Raw genomic sequence first — 16006 nt, 5'->3', positions numbered from 1 at the left:
TGCCCCGGCGCCCAGGCCCTCAATCGCCGAGCCCGGCCAGGATCTTCTGGCCGCATTCCTTCGCGCTCCACAGCACGTTGCCGATGACGCTGCGCGTGTCGCACGCGGCCATCAACAGCAGCGGCGCGCCGGGCGCGGGCAGTGTGCGCATCAGCACCTTGCCCTCGCCCGCTTCGAGCATCAGCACTTCCAGCTCGCCCAGGGCCAGCTCGCGGCCGACCGCGGCGGCCAACGCGAGCATCGCGCTGGTCATCGCCGCCAGGCGCTCGCCGCTGGCGGTGGCCGGCGCCTGCACCAGCGCGAAGCCATCCACGGTGGCGAGTACGGCCGTGCGCACGCCGTCCACCGCGTCCACGAAGGCACGCAGTTGCGCATCCACGAGGGATTGCTGGGCCGGCGCCAGCACGGCGCCTTGTCGTCCGTCAGCCATCGGCGTCCACCCAGGCATGCGCCTCGATCTCGCCCATCAGGGCATCCATCAGCCAGAGCACCTGCTCGCGGTCGCGCGCGTCCATCGGCACCACCGGCAACGCGCGCAGCCGCGCGGCGATGGCGTCGGCGCAATGGTCCAGGTCCAGGTGCGGTGCCAGATCCGGCTTGGACAGCCCGACCACCGCCGGCAGGTTCGGCGCATGCGTGCGCAGCGTGTACAGGTGCCCGGCCAGCGCTTCGACCGGGTCCGGCAGGCTGGCGTCGGCCAGCAGCACCGCGCCGCTGGCGCCCTGCAGCAGCATCGGCCAGATGAAACCGAAGCGCTGCTGCCCGGGCGTGCCGTACAAGCGCAGGCGGTCGCCGTTGGGCAGCGCGACATCGGCATAGTCCATCGCCACCGTGGTGGCGGCCTTGCCCAGGCCGCCGTCGGTGTTGGCCACGTCCGTATCGACTACCACGCCGTCGGCGATCGCGCGCACCAGCGTGGACTTGCCCGCGCCGGCCGAGCCGAGCACCACGATCTTGTGCTCGCGCATGCTCAGTGCCTCGCCTGGCGCAGGCTGCGCCACATGCGCGCCAGCATCGTCGCGCCGCGCTCGCGCGGGGGCGACAGCGGCGCGGCCGGCATATCCAGCGGTTGCAGGCTGGCATAGCCGCACAGGTAGGCCGAATGGACGAACTGACGCACCAGTTCGACCTCCAGTCCCAGCATGCTGGCGCATTCGCGCACGCTCGCTGGCCGCTTGAGCAGCAGCGAGCACAGGCGGAAGCCTTCCGGCTGGCGGGTGATCACGCGGAAATCGGGCCAGCGCGACAGCCGGACCACCGCCCCGCCGGCCAACCGGGCGTCGAGGTCGCGCCAGTGGTCGCCATGCTGGCCCGCCTGCCACAGCAGCGGGCGCAGCGGCAGGCGCGGCACCTGCTCGGGCAAGGCAGGGGCGGGAACCTCCAGGCGCGCATCGTCCAGTCCCGCGCCCAGGTGCGCCGGCAGGTCGCGCGCATCGGTGGCAGCGGGCGCGGCCACCAGGTCGGCGCCGAAGTCCAGCAGCAGGTCCTGCCCATCGGCCAGTACCAGCCGCGTGCGTCCCTGCCGGTCGCGCAGGCGCCGGCGCAATTCGCGCGTCACCGCCTTGGCGCCCCGCGCGACGCACTCCGCATCGCTCGGGGTGGGCGTGGGGGTATCGATCGCGCACAGCACGCGCTCGATCTGCCGGTCCTCCAGCATCACGTGCTCGCACGCATGGCCATCGACCAGCGCGCCGTCCTCGCCTTCGATCCAGAACGGCATGCCGGGACGCTGCTGCGCCATGCGCAGCGCCGCGTGGCGCAGGCCCGGCGTATCGCGGACCACGAGCAGATCGCATTCGTCCAGCCCGCGGCAACCGCTGAGCCGGCCCTCGGGCAGGCCGGATAGCCGCTGCAGGCGTTCCAACAGCTCGCGTTCGGCGCGCACGTCCGCTCCCACGACCAGCACTCTGGCCATGTCCCCGCCCCCTATCCTTGATGTGTTGCGTGGATGCTAGGCGGCAGGCTACGGCACGGTTGCACGCATCAAGAGTGATCGCCCGCACATCGCCCGGCTTCTTGCCGGAAATGCATATGGATCACCGGCGCCGGAAACGAAAACGCCCCGTGTCCGTGGACACGGGGCGTTGCATGCGATCGCGGCGAATAGCGCCGCGAGGCGATCAACCCTTCAACGTCGCCAGCGCGGCGTTGAAGGTCTGGCTCGGGCGCATCGCCGCGGCCACCTTGGCCAAGTCCGGGCGGTAGTAGCCGCCGATGTCCACCGGCTTGCCCTGCGCGCCGTTGAGCTCGGCCGCGATCTTCTGCTCTTCCTCGGCCAGCCGCTGGGCGAGCGGGGCGAACTTGGCCTTCAGCGTCGCGTCCTCGTCCTGGTTCGCCAGCGCCTGCGCCCAGTACAAGGCGAGGTAGAAGTGGCTACCGCGGTTGTCGATCTCGCCGACCTTGCGCGCCGGCGACTTGTTGTTGTCCAGGATCTGCCCGTTCGCCGCGTCCAGCGCCTTGGCCAGCACCTTGGCCGAGGCGTTGTCGTAGCGGTTGCCCAAATGTTCCAGCGAGGCGGCCAGCGCGAGGAACTCGCCCAGCGAATCCCAGCGCAGGTAATTCTCTTCGGTGAACTGCTGCACGTGCTTGGGCGCCGAGCCACCGGCCCCGGTCTCGAACAGGCCGCCACCGGCCATCAGCGGCACAATGGAGAGCATCTTGGCGCTGGTGCCCAGCTCCATGATCGGGAACAGATCGGTGAGGTAGTCGCGCAGCACGTTGCCGGTGACCGAGATGGTGTCCTGGCCCTTGCGGATGCGCTCGAGCGAGAACTTCGTCGCTTCCACCGGCGGCAGGATGCGGATATCCAGGCCCTGGGTGTCGTGCTGCTTCAGATACTGCTCGACCTTGGCGATGACCTGCGCGTCGTGCGCGCGGGCCTTGTCCAGCCAGAACACCGCCGGGGTGTCGCTCAGGCGGGCGCGCTCCACGGCCAGCTTGACCCAGTCCTGGATCGGCGCGTCCTTGGTCTGGCACATGCGCCAGATATCGCCGGCTTCCACCGCATGCTCGAACACCACCTTGCCCTGCTCGTCGGTGACCTGCACGGTGCCGGCGGCGGGAAGGATGAAGGTCTTGTCGTGCGAGCCGTATTCTTCGGCCTTCTGCGCCATCAGGCCCACGTTCGGCACGCTGCCCATGGTGGCCGGGTCGAACGCGCCGTGCGCCTTGCAGTCCTCGATGACGGCCTGGTACACGCCGGCGTAGCAGCGGTCCGGGATCACCGCCTTGGTGTCCTGCAGCTTGCCTTCGGCGTTCCACATCTGGCCGGAGTCGCGGATCATCGCCGGCATGGAGGCATCGACGATCACATCGCTCGGCACGTGCAGGTTGGTGATGCCCTTGTCCGAATTGACCATCGCCACGCCCGGGCGCTGCGCGTATTCGGCGGCGATGTCGGCCTTGATCTGTTCCTGCTGGTCGGCCGGCAGGCCGCCGATGCGCGCGTAGAGGTCGCCGATGCCGTTGTTCGCATCGAAGCCGACCGACTTCAGCGCTTCGGCGTGCTTGGCCAGCACGTCGCGGTAGAACTCACCGACCACGACGCCGAACATCACCGGGTCGGAGACCTTCATCATGGTCGCCTTCAGGTGCAGCGAGAACAGCACGCCCTGCGACTTGGCATCGGCGATCTGCGCATCGATAAAGCTCGCCAGCGCCTTGCGGCTCATCAGCGCGGCATCGACGATCTCGCCGGCCTTCACCGCCACCTTGTCCTTCAACACCGTGGCCTGCCCGTCCTGGCCAACGAAGCTGATCTTCAGCGCGCCGGCGGCCGGCACGGTGGCCGACTGCTCGCTGCCGAAGAAATCCCCGCTTTCCATGTGCGCGACGTGCGACTTCGATTCGCTGCTCCACTTGCCCATGCGATGCGGGTGCTTGCGCGCGTAGTTCTTCACCGACAGCGGCGCGCGGCGATCGGAGTTGCCCTCGCGCAGCACCGGGTTCACCGCGCTGCCCTTGACGCGGTCGTAGCGCGCCTTGATGTCGCGCTCCTTGTCATCCTTGGGCACGTCCGGGTATTCGGGCAGCTTGAAGCCCTGCGCCTGCAGTTCCTTGATGGCGGCCAGCAGCTGCGGCACCGAGGCGCTGATGTTGGGCAGCTTGATGATGTTGGCTTCCGGCGTGGTCGCCAGTTCGCCCAGCTCGGCCAGATCGTCCGGCGTCTGGTGCGCGGCGTCGAGGAAATCCGGGAACTGCGAGAGGATGCGCGCGGCCAGGGAGATGTCGCGCGTCTCCACCACGATGCCGGCGGTATCGGTGTAGGCGTCGATGATCGGCAGCAGGGACTGGGTCGCGAGGTACGGCGCCTCGTCCGTGAGGGTGTAGAGGATCTTCGGGGTGTTCGACATGATCGGCGTAACTCGGTTCTGCTTCGGGAGGGGGCACCGGGGCCGGACGAAGGCAGGCGCGCCGCATCACGATCCGCTGCGCGCTCATGCCGGAAGACGACGTCGGGAATCACCGGGCAATCGCCGCATTGTCGCCGTTTGCCGCCCCCCGGGCAAAGCCGGCCGGTGCGGGCCGCTGTGTCCCACCGCCGAGCATCGGGATACGCAAGCGCACGGTGTCCGCACCGGGCGGATGGTTTCCCGGCGAACCATTGCCGCATATAAAAAGAGGCGCAGCTTGCGCTGCGCCCCACATGCACCGTCCCGCCGGGAGAGAGTCGGCGGGCGCGCTTGCCCGGCTTACTTGACCTCGAACTCCTGCGGCATGCCCGCCGCCTGTCCGTCCACGGTGACCTGGGCGGTGTACTTGCCGGCCGGCCAGCCGTTGGCGTTGGTGAACTCGACGTTCGTCGTTTCCGCGCCCGTCGTGGTGAGCGCGGCGCTCTGCTCACCGGCCACCTGGCCATCCTGGAAGGTCAGCTTGACGCCGAGGTTGGCGCCGCTGGCGGCGCCATCGGTCTTCACCGACACGATGATCTTGTCCTTGCTGGACAACGTGGCGACCGGTGCCACGCTCTTGTCGGCGGCGGCGGTGTTGCCCACGGTCACGCTGCTGACCGTCACGGCGGCGGCCGGCGCGCTCGACGGCTCGGCGGCGGGCGGCGGCGTCGTGGTGGCTGCAGGCTCGGCGGCCGGGGGCGTGGCCATCTCGCTGGTGTCGTCCTTCTTCTTGCAGCCGGCCAGGGCCAGGCTCGCGGCCAGGCCGATGATCAACGTGCGCGTCAGGTGCTGGGAATTCGACATGGAAAGTCCTCCAGGTTCGGGGCGTGCGCCAGGCGTGGCGTGGCGCGATCAGGATTTGGCGGGAAGGCGCAAGGTCTGGCCGGGAAAGATTTTGTCCGGGTCGTCGAGCACGTCGCGGTTGGCCTGGAATATCTTCTGCCAGGCGTTCGCGTCGCCGTAATGGTGCTTGGCGATCTTGGACAGCGAATCGCCGCTCTGCACGGTGTAGGACTGTTCGCCCACGATCTCCGCGGTGCTGTCCACCTTGGCGGTGACGCCGGAGAAGTCGGCCTTGGGTGCGATCTCGGCGGTGCTGTCGACCTTGGAGGTCACACCGGAGAAATCCGCTTTCTTGTCGTTGCTGGTCATGGGCAGGTTCCGTGATGCCACAGCGTGGGAGCACGGTTGCACGGCCAACGTTAAAAGCGGATCGCGCCAGCGTGAAGCCGGCGCGCAGCGGCGTTTGCGCCGGTTACTGCCGCGCGTCGCGGCGCGCGGCCGGTGCCGGTGCGCCCGGCGTGGCGCGCCACGGATTGATGTCCAGGCCACCGCGCCGCGTGTAGCGCGCTTCCACCACCAGCCACTGCGGCTGGCAGCAGCGCGATACGTCATGGAAGATCCGCTCCACGCACTGCTCGTGGAACTCGGCGTGGTCGCGGTAGCTCACCAGGTAGCGCAGCAGGCCCTCGGCGTCGATCGGCGCACCGCGATAACGCAGCGAGACGTTCGCCCAATCCGGCTGGCCGGTGACCGGGCAGTTGGATTTCAGCAGCGCTGATACCAACGTCTGCTCCACATCCTCGCCCGGCAGCGTGCGCAGGTGGTTCGCATTGGGCGGGCCGTAGTCGTCGATGCTGACATCCAGGCCATCGATGCTGATGTCCGCGGCGGCGTCATCAAGCAGGGGCGGCAGGCCGAACTCCACGCTGACCGGCGCGCCGGCGCGGGCGGACAGGTCGGTGGCGATGCATTCGCGCACCGCCGCCGGGCTGTTGAAGCGGGTGCTGTTGAGCGAGTTGAGGTAAAGCTTGAGCGACTTGGATTCGATCAGGTTCGGCGAATCGCTGGGCACGTGCAGCGTGGCGGTCGCCACGCACGGCTTGCCCTGCGCATCCAGCCAGCCCAGCTCGTAGGCGTGCCAGCGGTCGAGCCCCACGAACGGCAGCGCGTCCGGATCGATGCCCACCGACACGCGGCTGGGCCGGCGGGGGATGGGGAACAGCAGCGCGGGGTCGTAGTGGGTCGGGTAGGCGACCTCGCGCCCGAGGCTGGAATCGGCGGGGGTGTTCATGGCGGCATTTTACGCCGCGGGCGCTGAACCTCTGGCCGCGCCGGGCGGTGCCGGCCGGGCGCGGACGCACCCGGCCGGAACCGTTCAGTCAGCCCTGCGGACCGCCGTGCAGGTAATCCAGCGACACCTGCAGCAGCGCGCGCAGGCCGACGTCCAGCGACTTCTCGTCCAGCAGGAACTTCGGCGAGTGGTTGCTCGGCGCGGTGGCCGGGTCGATGCCGGCGCGGGTGGAACCGACGAAGAAGAACAGCCCCGGCACCTCGCGCGCGTAGAACGAGAAGTCCTCCGCACCCATCTGCAGCGGCGGCTCGTAGACGTTGTCGGCACCGACCACCGCCTGCAGGCTGGGCAGCATCTTCGCGGTCAGGGCGGGGTCGTTGATGGTGGCCGGGTTGCCGTCCTGGTCCGGCACCTGCGCCTCGGCGCGGGCGCCGTGCGCGGCGGCGGTGTGCTCGGCGACGTTCTTCAGGTCGGCGAAGATCTTCTGCCGCATGCCCTCGTCGAAGGTGCGGATGGTGCCCACCATCTCCACCTCGTCGGGAATGATGTTGTAGCGGATGCCGCCCTTGATCGCGCCGAAGCTCACCACCGCCGGCTGCTTGGCGATGTTGGCCTGGCGGCTGACCACCGTCTGCGCGGCGCCGATCAGGTCGGCGCTGGCCACGATGGGGTCGATGCCGTTCCACGGTGCCGAGCCATGGGTCTGGCGGCCGATCACCTTGATGTTGAAGCGGTCCGAGGCCGCCATCAGCGGGCCGCCGCGCACGGCGATCTGCCCGGCCTGGACGCTGGAGAACACATGCAGGCCGAACACCGCCTCGGGTTTGAAGTCGGCGAACAGGCCTTCCTTGAGCATCAGCGAGGCACCTCCCTCCTCGTTGCCCGGCGCGCCTTCCTCCGAGGGCTGGAAGATCAGCATCACCTGGCCCGGCAGCTGGGCCTTCATCGCCACCAACGCGTCGGCCACGCCGAGCAAGATGGCGGTGTGGGCATCGTGGCCGCACGCATGCATCACGCCCACCGTCTCGCCGCGGTATTCGCCCGTCGCCTTGGAGGCGAACGGCAGGCCGGTCTGTTCGGTCACCGGCAGGGCGTCCATGTCCGCGCGCAGGGCGATCTTCGGGCCGGGCAGGCCGCCTTCGATGATCGCCACCACGCCGTGGTGGGCAATGCCCACGCGCGGCTTCAAGCCGAGCTTGCGCAGGTGGGCGGCCACCTGGGCCGAAGTGCGCTCCTCGCGGTTGGACAGCTCAGGGTGCTCGTGGAAGTCGCGCCGCCAGCTCACCACCTGGGCCTGCAGCTTGGCAGCCGCCGCGGTGACCTCGGGGCGCTCGCCGGGCGCGGCCACGGCCATCCAGGGGAGGGAAAGCAGCAGGGCACCGGCCCAGACGCGCGGATGGGGCATCACGAATCCTCGAAGGGTGGAAACCGACAATCTAATGCAGCGCGCCGCCGCGCACACGGGCAGCGGTCAACCGGACGCCTTTCCGTGCGTTGCAGGAGGGGACCGTCCCCCTGAACCAATGGGGGCGGGCGCGGTCTGACTGGCCCGTCAGTCATGGTCCAATCGCCACGTTCCGGCGATAAGCTTGCCGGCTTGCCGGGAAGCCCCCGTCCTCCCCCCGCCTCAGGAGTTGTCGAATGTCGCGTTTCTGGAAGATCACGCTGCTCGTGGTGGCAGTGGTCGTGGTACTGGCCATCGGCGCGCGCATGCTGCGGGGCGGACACGAGGGGCGCGGGGCCGGGCGGCCGGGCAGCGATCAGGCACAGGGCGGCGATGCCGGCCAGGACAGCGGCCCGGTGCCGGTCACCGCGGTGGCGGCCACCACCCAGGACGTGCCGGTCTATGCCAACGCGCTGGGCACGGTCACCGCCTTGAACACGGTGACGGTCAACCCCCAGGTCGGCGGCCAGCTGCTGAGCATCAACTTCAAGGAAGGCCAGGAAGTGAAGAAGGGCGAACTGCTCGCGCAGATCGACCCGCGCACCCTGCAGGCCAGCTACGACGAAGCCGCCGCGGCCAAGCGCCAGAACCAGGCGCTGCTGGCCACCGCGCGCTCCAACTTCGCCCGCTCCAGCGCGCCGGAATACCAGCAATACGTGTCCAAAACCGACCTGGACACCCAGCGCAACCAGGTCGCGCAGTACGAGGCGGCGGTGGCGGCCAACGACGCCTCGATGCGCGCGGCGCAGGTGCAGCTGCAATACACCCGCATCACCGCGCCGATCGACGGCATCGCCGGTATCCGCGGCGTGGACGTGGGCAACATCGTCAGCACCAGCACGGCGATCGTCACCCTGACCCAGATCCACCCGATCTACGTGTCCTTCAACCTGCCCGAGCGCCAGCTCACCGCGGTGCGCGAAGGCCAGGCGCAGGCGGCGCTGCCGGTGGCCGCGCTGGATCGCGGCGACGCGCACGTGATCAGCGGCACCGGCAAGCTCGACGTGATCGACAACCGCATCTCCGCCGACAGCGGCACCTTCGGCGCGCGCGCGATCTTCGACAACGCCGACAACGCCCTGTGGCCGGGCCAGTTCGTCAACGTGCGCCTGCAGCTGCGCACCATCCCCGGCGGCATCGTGGTGCCGGCACAGGCGGTGCAGCGCGGCCCGGACGGCGATTACGTCTACGTGGTGCAGGCCGACAACACCGTGCAGATGCAGACCATCAAGCAGGGCGTGGAAGTGGACGACAGCCACGTGCAGATCGCCAGCGGCCTGAAGGCCGGCCAGAAGGTGGTGACCGAAGGCCAGTTCCGCCTCAAGCCCGGCAGCAAGGTGCAGGCGCTGGCGCCGGGCGAGACCCCGGCCCCCCCGACCGAGGCCGAGCTGAAGGCCGCCGCGGGCAAGAACCGCGGCGGCGGCGGCGGTCGCCGCGGCGGCGGCCCGCGCTGATCCACCCGGGACGGCGGCCCGCCGCCGTCCCCATGCACCGGCGCCCGCGCCGGTCTGTTCCACCGACAACGCACACAGCAGGAGAGCCGCGTGGGCTTCTCGACGATCTTCATCCGCCGCCCCATCGCCACCTCGCTGCTGATGGCGGGCTTGTTGCTGCTGGGCATCCTGGGCTATCGCCAGCTGCCGGTCTCGGCACTGCCCGAAATCGACGCCCCCAGCCTGGTGGTCACCACCCAGTACCCGGGCGCCAACGCCTCCACGATGGCCTCGCTGGTCACCACGCCGCTGGAACGGCAGTTCGGCCAGATTTCCGGCCTGGACATGATGACCTCCGATTCCTCGGCGGGCCTGTCCACGATCATCCTGCAGTTCTCGATGGACCGGGACATCGACATCGCCGCGCAGGACGTGCAGGCGGCGATCCGCCAGGCCACCCTGCCCTCCTCGCTGCCCTACCAGCCGGTCTACAACCGGGTGAACCCGGCCGACGCGGCGATCATCACCCTCAAGCTCACCTCCGACACGCTGCCGCTGCGCGAGATCAACCGCTACGCGGACTCGATCCTGGCCCAGCGCCTGTCGCAGGTGCAGGGCGTGGGCCTGGTGTCCATCGCCGGCAACGTGCGCCCGGCCGTGCGCATCCAGGTCAACCCGGCGCAGCTGTCGAACATGGGCCTGACGATGGAGTCGCTGCGCAGCGCGCTGACGCAGACCAACGTGTCCGCGCCGAAGGGCTCGCTCAACGGCAAGACCCAGTCCTACAGCATCGGTACCAACGACCAGCTCACCAACGCGGCCGAATACCAGGACACCATCATCAGCTATCAGAACGGCGCGCCGGTGCGGCTGCGCGACGTGGCCTCGGTGGTGGACGGGGTGGAGAACGACCAGCTCTCGGCCTGGGCCGACGGCAAGCAGGCCGTACTGCTGGAGATCCGCCGCCAGCCGGGCGCCAACATCGTGCAGACCGTCGAGCAGGTGCGCGCGATCCTGCCGCAGCTGCGCGCCGTGTTGCCGGCCGACGTGCACCTGGACGTGTTCTCCGACCGCACCGAGACCATCCGCGCCTCCGTGCATGAAGTGAAGTTCACCCTGATCCTCACCATCGGCCTGGTGGTGGCGGTGATCTTCGTGTTCCTGCGCCGCCTGTGGGCCACCATCATTCCCTCCGTCGCCGTGCCGCTGTCGCTGGCCGGCACCTTCGGCGTGATGGCCTTCGCCGGCATGTCGCTGGACAACCTCTCGCTGATGGCGCTGGTGGTGGCGACCGGCTTCGTGGTGGACGACGCGATCGTGATGATCGAGAACATCGTGCGCTACATCGAGCAGGGCATGGACGGCAAGGAAGCGGCCGAAACCGGCGCGCGCCAGATCGGCTTCACCGTGCTTTCGCTCACCGTCTCGCTGGTGGCGGTGTTCCTGCCGCTGATCCTGATGCCGGGCGTGACCGGGCGCCTGTTCCACGAGTTCGCCTGGGTGCTGTCCATCGCGGTGGTCATCTCGATGGTGGTCTCGCTCACGCTCACCCCGATGATGTGCGCCTACCTGCTCAAGCCCGACGCCCTGCCCGAGGGCGAGGACGCGCACGAGCGCGCCGCGGCCGCCGGCAAGACCAACCTGTGGACGCGCACCGTGGCGCTGTACGAGCGCACGCTGGACTGGGTGCTGGCCCACCAGCCGCTGACCCTGGGCGTGGCGATCGGCGCGGTGGCGCTGACGGTCATCCTGTACGTCGTCATCCCCAAGGGCCTGCTGCCCGAGCAGGATACCGGCCTGATCACCGGCGTGGTGCAGGCCGACCAGAATGTCGCCTTCCCGCAGATGGAGCAGCGCACCCAGGCCGTGGCCGAGGCATTGCGCAAGGATCCGGCGGTGACCGGCGTGGCGGCCTTCATCGGCGCCGGCACGATGAACCCCACGCTCAACCAGGGCCAGCTGTCGATCGTGCTGAAGGAGCGCGGCGAGCGCGAATCGCTGGAAGACCTGTTGCCGCGCCTGCAGAAGGCCGTGTCCGGCATTCCCGGCGTGGCGCTGTACTTGAAGCCCGTGCAGGACGTCACCCTCGATACCCGCGTGGCGGCCACCGAGTACCAGTACTCGCTCTCCAGCGTGGACAGCGCCGAGCTGTCGCAGTGGGCGACGAAGATGACGCAGGCGCTGCGCCAGCTGCCCGAGCTGGCCGATGTCGACAACAACCTCGCCAACGAGGGCCGCGCGCTGGAGATCAACATCGACCGCGACAAGGCCAGCATGCTGGGCGTGCCGATGCAGACCATCGACGACACGCTCTACGACAGCTTCGGCCAGCGCCAGATCTCCACCATCTTCACCGAGCTCAACCAGTACCGCGTGGTGCTGGAAGTGGCGCCGGAGTTCCGCACCAGCACCGCGCTGATGAACCAGCTGGCGGTGGCCAGCAACGGCAGCGGTGCGCTCACCGGCACCAACGCCACCAGCTTCGGCCAGGTGACCTCGTCCAACTCCTCCACCGCCACCGGCATCGGCAACCAGAACACCGGCATCACCGTCGGCGCGGGCAGCATCATCCCGCTCTCCGCGTTGGCCGAGGCCAAGGTCACCAATACCCCGCTGGTGGTCAGCCACCAGCAGCAGCTGCCGGCCATCACGATTTCCTTCAACCTCGCGCCGGGCTATTCGCTCTCGCAGGCGGTGGCGGCGATCCAGCGCACGGCCGAGGAACTGCAGGTGCCCTCGCAGGTGCATGCGCAGTTCATCGGCAAGGCCGCCGAGTTCACCGGCAGCCAGACCGACGTGGTGTGGCTGCTGCTGGCCTCCATCGTGCTGATCTACATCGTGCTGGGCGTGCTGTACGAGAGCTACATCCACCCGCTCACGATCATCTCCACCCTGCCGCCGGCCGGCGTGGGCGCGCTGCTGGCGCTGATGATGTGCGGGCTGAGCCTGTCGGTGGACGGCATCGTGGGCATCGTGCTGCTGATCGGCATCGTGAAGAAGAACGCGATCATGATGATCGACTTCGCCATCGAGGCCCGCCGCGCCGGCGCCAGCGCGCACGACGCCATCCGCCGCGCCTGCCTGCTGCGCTTCCGCCCGATCATGATGACCACCGCGGCGGCCATGCTCGGCGCGCTGCCGCTGGCGCTCGGCACCGGCATCGGCTCGGAGCTGCGCCGTCCGCTCGGCATCTCCATCGTCGGCGGCCTGCTGCTCTCGCAGTTGGTGACGCTGTACACCACGCCGGTGATCTACCTGTACATGGAGCGCATGTCCGACCGCCTGCATGCCTGGCGCGAGAAGCGCGCCGCGACGCACGGCGGCAAGCCGACGGCGGAGCAGGCATGAAGACGCAGGCAATGGAGTGGCGCCCATGAACCTCTCCGCCCCCTTCATCAAGCGGCCCATCGGCACCACGCTGCTGGCCTGCGGGCTCTTCGTCATCGGCCTGATGTGCTACCTGCGCCTGGGCGTGGCGGCGCTGCCGAACATCCAGATCCCGGTGATCTTCGTCCACGCCACGCAATCGGGCACGGACGCCAGCACGATGGCCTCCACGGTCACCGCGCCGCTGGAACGCCACCTCGGCCAGGTGCCGGGCATCGACCGCATGCGCTCCTCCAGTTCGGAGAACAGCAGCATGGTGTTCATGGTGTTCCAGGGCAACGTGGACATCGACGCGGCCGCACAGGACGTGCAGACGGCGATCAACGCTGCGCAGGCGGACCTGCCCTCGGGCCTGGGCACGCCGATGTACCAGAAGGCGAACCCGAACGACGACCCGGTCATCGCCATCGCGCTGACCTCGCAGACGCAATCGGCCGACGAGCTGTACAACGTCGCCGATTCGCTGCTGGCCCAGCGCCTGCGCCAGATCACCGGCGTGGCCTCGGTCGACATCGCCGGTGCGTCTACCCCGGCCGTGCGCGTGGACGTGGACATGCGCGCGCTCAACGCGCTGGGCCTGACTCCGGACGACCTGCGCAATGCCGTGCGCGCGGCCAACGTGACCTCGCCGACCGGCTTCCTGTCCGACGGCAAGACCACGATGGCGATCATCGCCAACGATTCGGTCTCCAAGGCCGCCGATTTCGCCCAGCTCGCCATCGCCACCCAGTCCAATGGCCGGGTGATCCGCCTGAGCGACGTGGCCAACGTCTACGACGGCCAGCAGGACGCCTACCAGGCGGCGTGGTTCGACGGCAAACCCGCGGTGGTGATGTACGTGTTCACCCGCGCCGGCGCCAATATCGTGGAGACCGTGGATCGGGTGAAGGGCGCCATCCCCGAGCTGCGCACCTACCTGCACCCCGGCACGCGGATGACCGCGTACTTCGACCGCACCCCCACCATCCGCGCCTCGTTGGCCGAAGTGCAGATCACCCTGCTGATCTCGCTGGCGATGGTGGTGCTGACCATGGCGCTGTTCCTGCGCCGGCTGGCGCCGACGCTGATCGCTGCGGTCACCGTGCCGCTGTCGCTGGCCGGTTCGGCGCTGGTGATGTACGTGCTGGGCTTCACCCTCAACAACCTGAGCCTGCTGGCGCTGGTGATCGCGATCGGCTTCGTGGTGGACGACGCCATCGTGGTGATCGAGAACATCATGCGCCACCTCGATGAGGGCATGTCGCGCATGGATGCCGCGCTGGCCGGCGCGCGCGAGATCGGCTTCACCATCGTCTCCATCACCGCCTCGCTGGTGGCAGTGTTCATCCCGCTGCTGTTCGCCAGCGGCATGATCGGCGCGTTCTTCCGCGAGTTCACCGTGACCCTGGTGGCGGCGATCGTGGTCTCGATGCTGGTCTCGCTCACGCTCACGCCCGCGCTGTGCAGCCGGTTCCTCTCCGGCCACGCCGAGCCGGAAAAGCCCGGCCGCGTCGGCGCGTTCCTGGAGCGCATGCACGAGGGCAGCCTGCGCATCTACAGCAAGGCACTGGACTTCTCGCTGCGCCACGCCCTGCTGATGTCCATCACCCCGCTGCTGCTGATCGTGGCGACGATCTTCCTGGCCGGCGCGGTGAAGAAGGGCAACTTCCCGCCGCAGGACACCGGCCTGATCTGGGGCCGCGCCAGCTCCAGCGCCACGGTGTCGTTCAACGACATGATCGAGCGCCAGCGCCGCATCACCGACATGCTGATGGCCGACCCGGCGGTGAAGATCGTCGGCGCGCGCCTGGGTTCCAGCCGGCAGGGTTCCAGTGCGTCGTTCAACATCGAGCTGAAGACGCGCGACGAAGGCCGCCGCGAGACCACCGACCAGGTGCTGGCCCGCCTGAGCGCCAAGGCCGACCGCTACCCGGACCTGGAACTGCGCCTGCGCGCCATCCAGGACCTGCCCAGCGACGGCGGCGGTGGCACCAGCCAGGGCGCGCAATACAAGGTCTCGCTGCAGGGCAACGACCTGGCCCAGCTGCAGGAGTGGCTGCCCAAGCTGCAGGCGGTACTCAAGCAGAACCCGAAGCTGCGCGACGTCGGCACCGACGTGGACACCGCCGGCCTGCGCCAGAACATCGTGATCGACCGCGCCAAGGCCGCGCGCCTGGGCGTGTCCATCGGCACCATCGACGGCGCGCTGTACGGCGCGTTCGGCCAGCGCTCGATCTCCACCATCTACTCCGATCTCAACCAGTACTCGGTGGTGGTCAACGCCCTGCCCTCGCAGACGGCCACCCCGGCGGCGCTGGACGAGGTGTACGTGCAGAGCCGGTCGGGCGAGATGATCCCGATCACCGCGGTGGCCTACCAGGTGCCCGGCCTGGCACCGCCGCAGATCACGCACGACAACCAGTACACGACGATGGACCTGAGCTATAACCTCGCCCCTGGCGTGAGCACGGGCGAGGCGGACGCGATCATCGAAGCGGCGGTAAAGGGCCTGCGCATGCCCGATGGCATCCGCATCAGCGATGGCGGCGGCTTCAACGTGCAGCTCAACCCGAACTCGATGGTGGTGCTGCTGCTGGCGGCCATCCTCACCGTGTACATCGTGCTGGGCATGCTCTACGAGAGCCTGATCCACCCGGTGACGATCCTCTCCACGCTGCCCGCGGCCGGCATGGGCGCGCTGCTGGCGCTGTTCGTGACGAACACCGAGCTGTCGGTGATCTCGATGATCGCGCTGGTGCTGCTGATCGGCATCGTGAAGAAGAACGCGATCATGATGATCGACTTCGCGCTGGTGGCGCAGCGCGAGCACGGCAAGTCGCCGCGCGAGGCCGCCCGCGAGGCGTCGGTCGTGCGTTTCCGCCCGATCATGATGACCACGATGGTGGCGATCCTGGCGGCGCTGCCGCTGGCCATCGGCCTGGGCGAGGGCTCGGAGCTGCGCAGGCCGCTGGGCATCGCGATGATCGGTGGCCTGCTGATCTCGCAGAGCCTGACCCTGCTGAGCACGCCGGCGCTGTACGTGATCTTCTCCTGCCTGGCCGACCACTGGAAGAACTGGCGTGCGCGGCGGCGCGAGAAGAAGGCGGCCCGCCGGGCCGCGGCACAGGCGGTGGCCAAGCCACAGCATTGAGGGAAAACGGGGCCGCTTGCGGCCCCGTTTCTTTTCGGCGCCCCCCCGGCGCAGTCGATGCCGAAAATCTATCGCGCGGGCATGTCGATGCGGCCCATGCTCGTCCGTCGTCCCTACAAGCGGCCGGGATTGCCCCGGCCCGATCCG

General features: G+C 69.0%; 11 protein-coding genes. 3 read left to right on the top strand and 8 right to left on the bottom strand.

From position 1 onward, the window contains the following. Window positions 1-19: 19 nt before the first annotated feature. From P6166_RS06955 to P6166_RS06920, 8 genes are all read right to left on the bottom strand, one after another. Window positions 20-430: a roadblock/LC7 domain-containing protein gene (locus P6166_RS06955; protein WP_277763751.1), complete on the bottom strand. Its 411-nt coding sequence runs from the start codon at window positions 428-430 to the stop codon at window positions 20-22. Continuing rightward, window positions 423-968, bottom strand: a complete 546-nt coding sequence (locus P6166_RS06950) for a GTP-binding protein (protein WP_277763750.1) — start codon at window positions 966-968, stop codon at window positions 423-425. Before P6166_RS06950 ends, P6166_RS06955 begins: the two co-directional genes overlap by 8 nt. A 2-nt stretch (window positions 969-970) precedes the next feature. Beyond that, window positions 971-1915 carry a hypothetical protein gene (locus tag P6166_RS06945; RefSeq protein ID WP_277763749.1) on the bottom strand — a complete coding sequence of 315 codons (945 nt, stop codon included), beginning with the start codon at window positions 1913-1915 and terminating at the stop codon, window positions 971-973. 205 nt (window positions 1916-2120) lie between these two features. Continuing rightward, a complete protein-coding gene (locus P6166_RS06940; protein ID WP_277763748.1) occupies window positions 2121-4352 on the bottom strand; it encodes an NADP-dependent isocitrate dehydrogenase in 2232 nt (743 codons plus the stop codon). A gap of 339 nt (window positions 4353-4691) precedes the next feature. Then, complete coding sequence (locus P6166_RS06935; protein WP_277763747.1) at window positions 4692-5195, bottom strand: hypothetical protein; 504 nt, start codon at window positions 5193-5195, stop codon at window positions 4692-4694. Between the two features lie 48 nt (window positions 5196-5243). Next, window positions 5244-5543 carry a LysM peptidoglycan-binding domain-containing protein gene (locus P6166_RS06930; RefSeq protein WP_277763746.1) on the bottom strand — a complete coding sequence of 100 codons (300 nt, stop codon included), beginning with the start codon at window positions 5541-5543 and terminating at the stop codon, window positions 5244-5246. A gap of 103 nt (window positions 5544-5646) precedes the next feature. Next, a complete protein-coding gene (gene queF / locus P6166_RS06925; protein ID WP_277763745.1) occupies window positions 5647-6465 on the bottom strand; it encodes an NADPH-dependent 7-cyano-7-deazaguanine reductase QueF in 819 nt (272 codons plus the stop codon). Between the two features lie 88 nt (window positions 6466-6553). After that, window positions 6554-7870, bottom strand: a complete 1317-nt coding sequence (locus P6166_RS06920) for a M20 family metallopeptidase (RefSeq protein ID WP_277763744.1) — start codon at window positions 7868-7870, stop codon at window positions 6554-6556. A 236-nt stretch (window positions 7871-8106) separates the two neighbouring features. Here P6166_RS06920 and P6166_RS06915 point away from each other — a divergent pair, with 236 nt between their 5' ends. The 3 genes from P6166_RS06915 (at window position 8107) to P6166_RS06905 (ending at window position 15859) form a co-directional block, all read left to right on the top strand. Next, window positions 8107-9363 (top strand): efflux RND transporter periplasmic adaptor subunit, encoded by a 1257-nt coding sequence (locus tag P6166_RS06915; RefSeq protein ID WP_277763743.1) that lies wholly within the window; start codon window positions 8107-8109, stop codon window positions 9361-9363. A 90-nt stretch (window positions 9364-9453) separates the two neighbouring features. Next, window positions 9454-12690 carry an efflux RND transporter permease subunit gene (locus tag P6166_RS06910; RefSeq protein ID WP_277763742.1) on the top strand — a complete coding sequence of 1079 codons (3237 nt, stop codon included), beginning with the start codon at window positions 9454-9456 and terminating at the stop codon, window positions 12688-12690. A 25-nt stretch (window positions 12691-12715) separates the two neighbouring features. Beyond that, complete coding sequence (locus P6166_RS06905; RefSeq protein ID WP_277763741.1) at window positions 12716-15859, top strand: efflux RND transporter permease subunit; 3144 nt, start codon at window positions 12716-12718, stop codon at window positions 15857-15859. The last annotated feature ends 147 nt before the right edge of the window (window positions 15860-16006 follow it).

The sequence above is a fragment of the Stenotrophomonas sp. HITSZ_GD genome (assembly GCF_029543105.1).
In the GTDB taxonomy this organism is placed as follows: domain Bacteria; phylum Pseudomonadota; class Gammaproteobacteria; order Xanthomonadales; family Xanthomonadaceae; genus Stenotrophomonas_A.
This window is presented reverse-complemented; position numbering and strand designations above follow the sequence as displayed.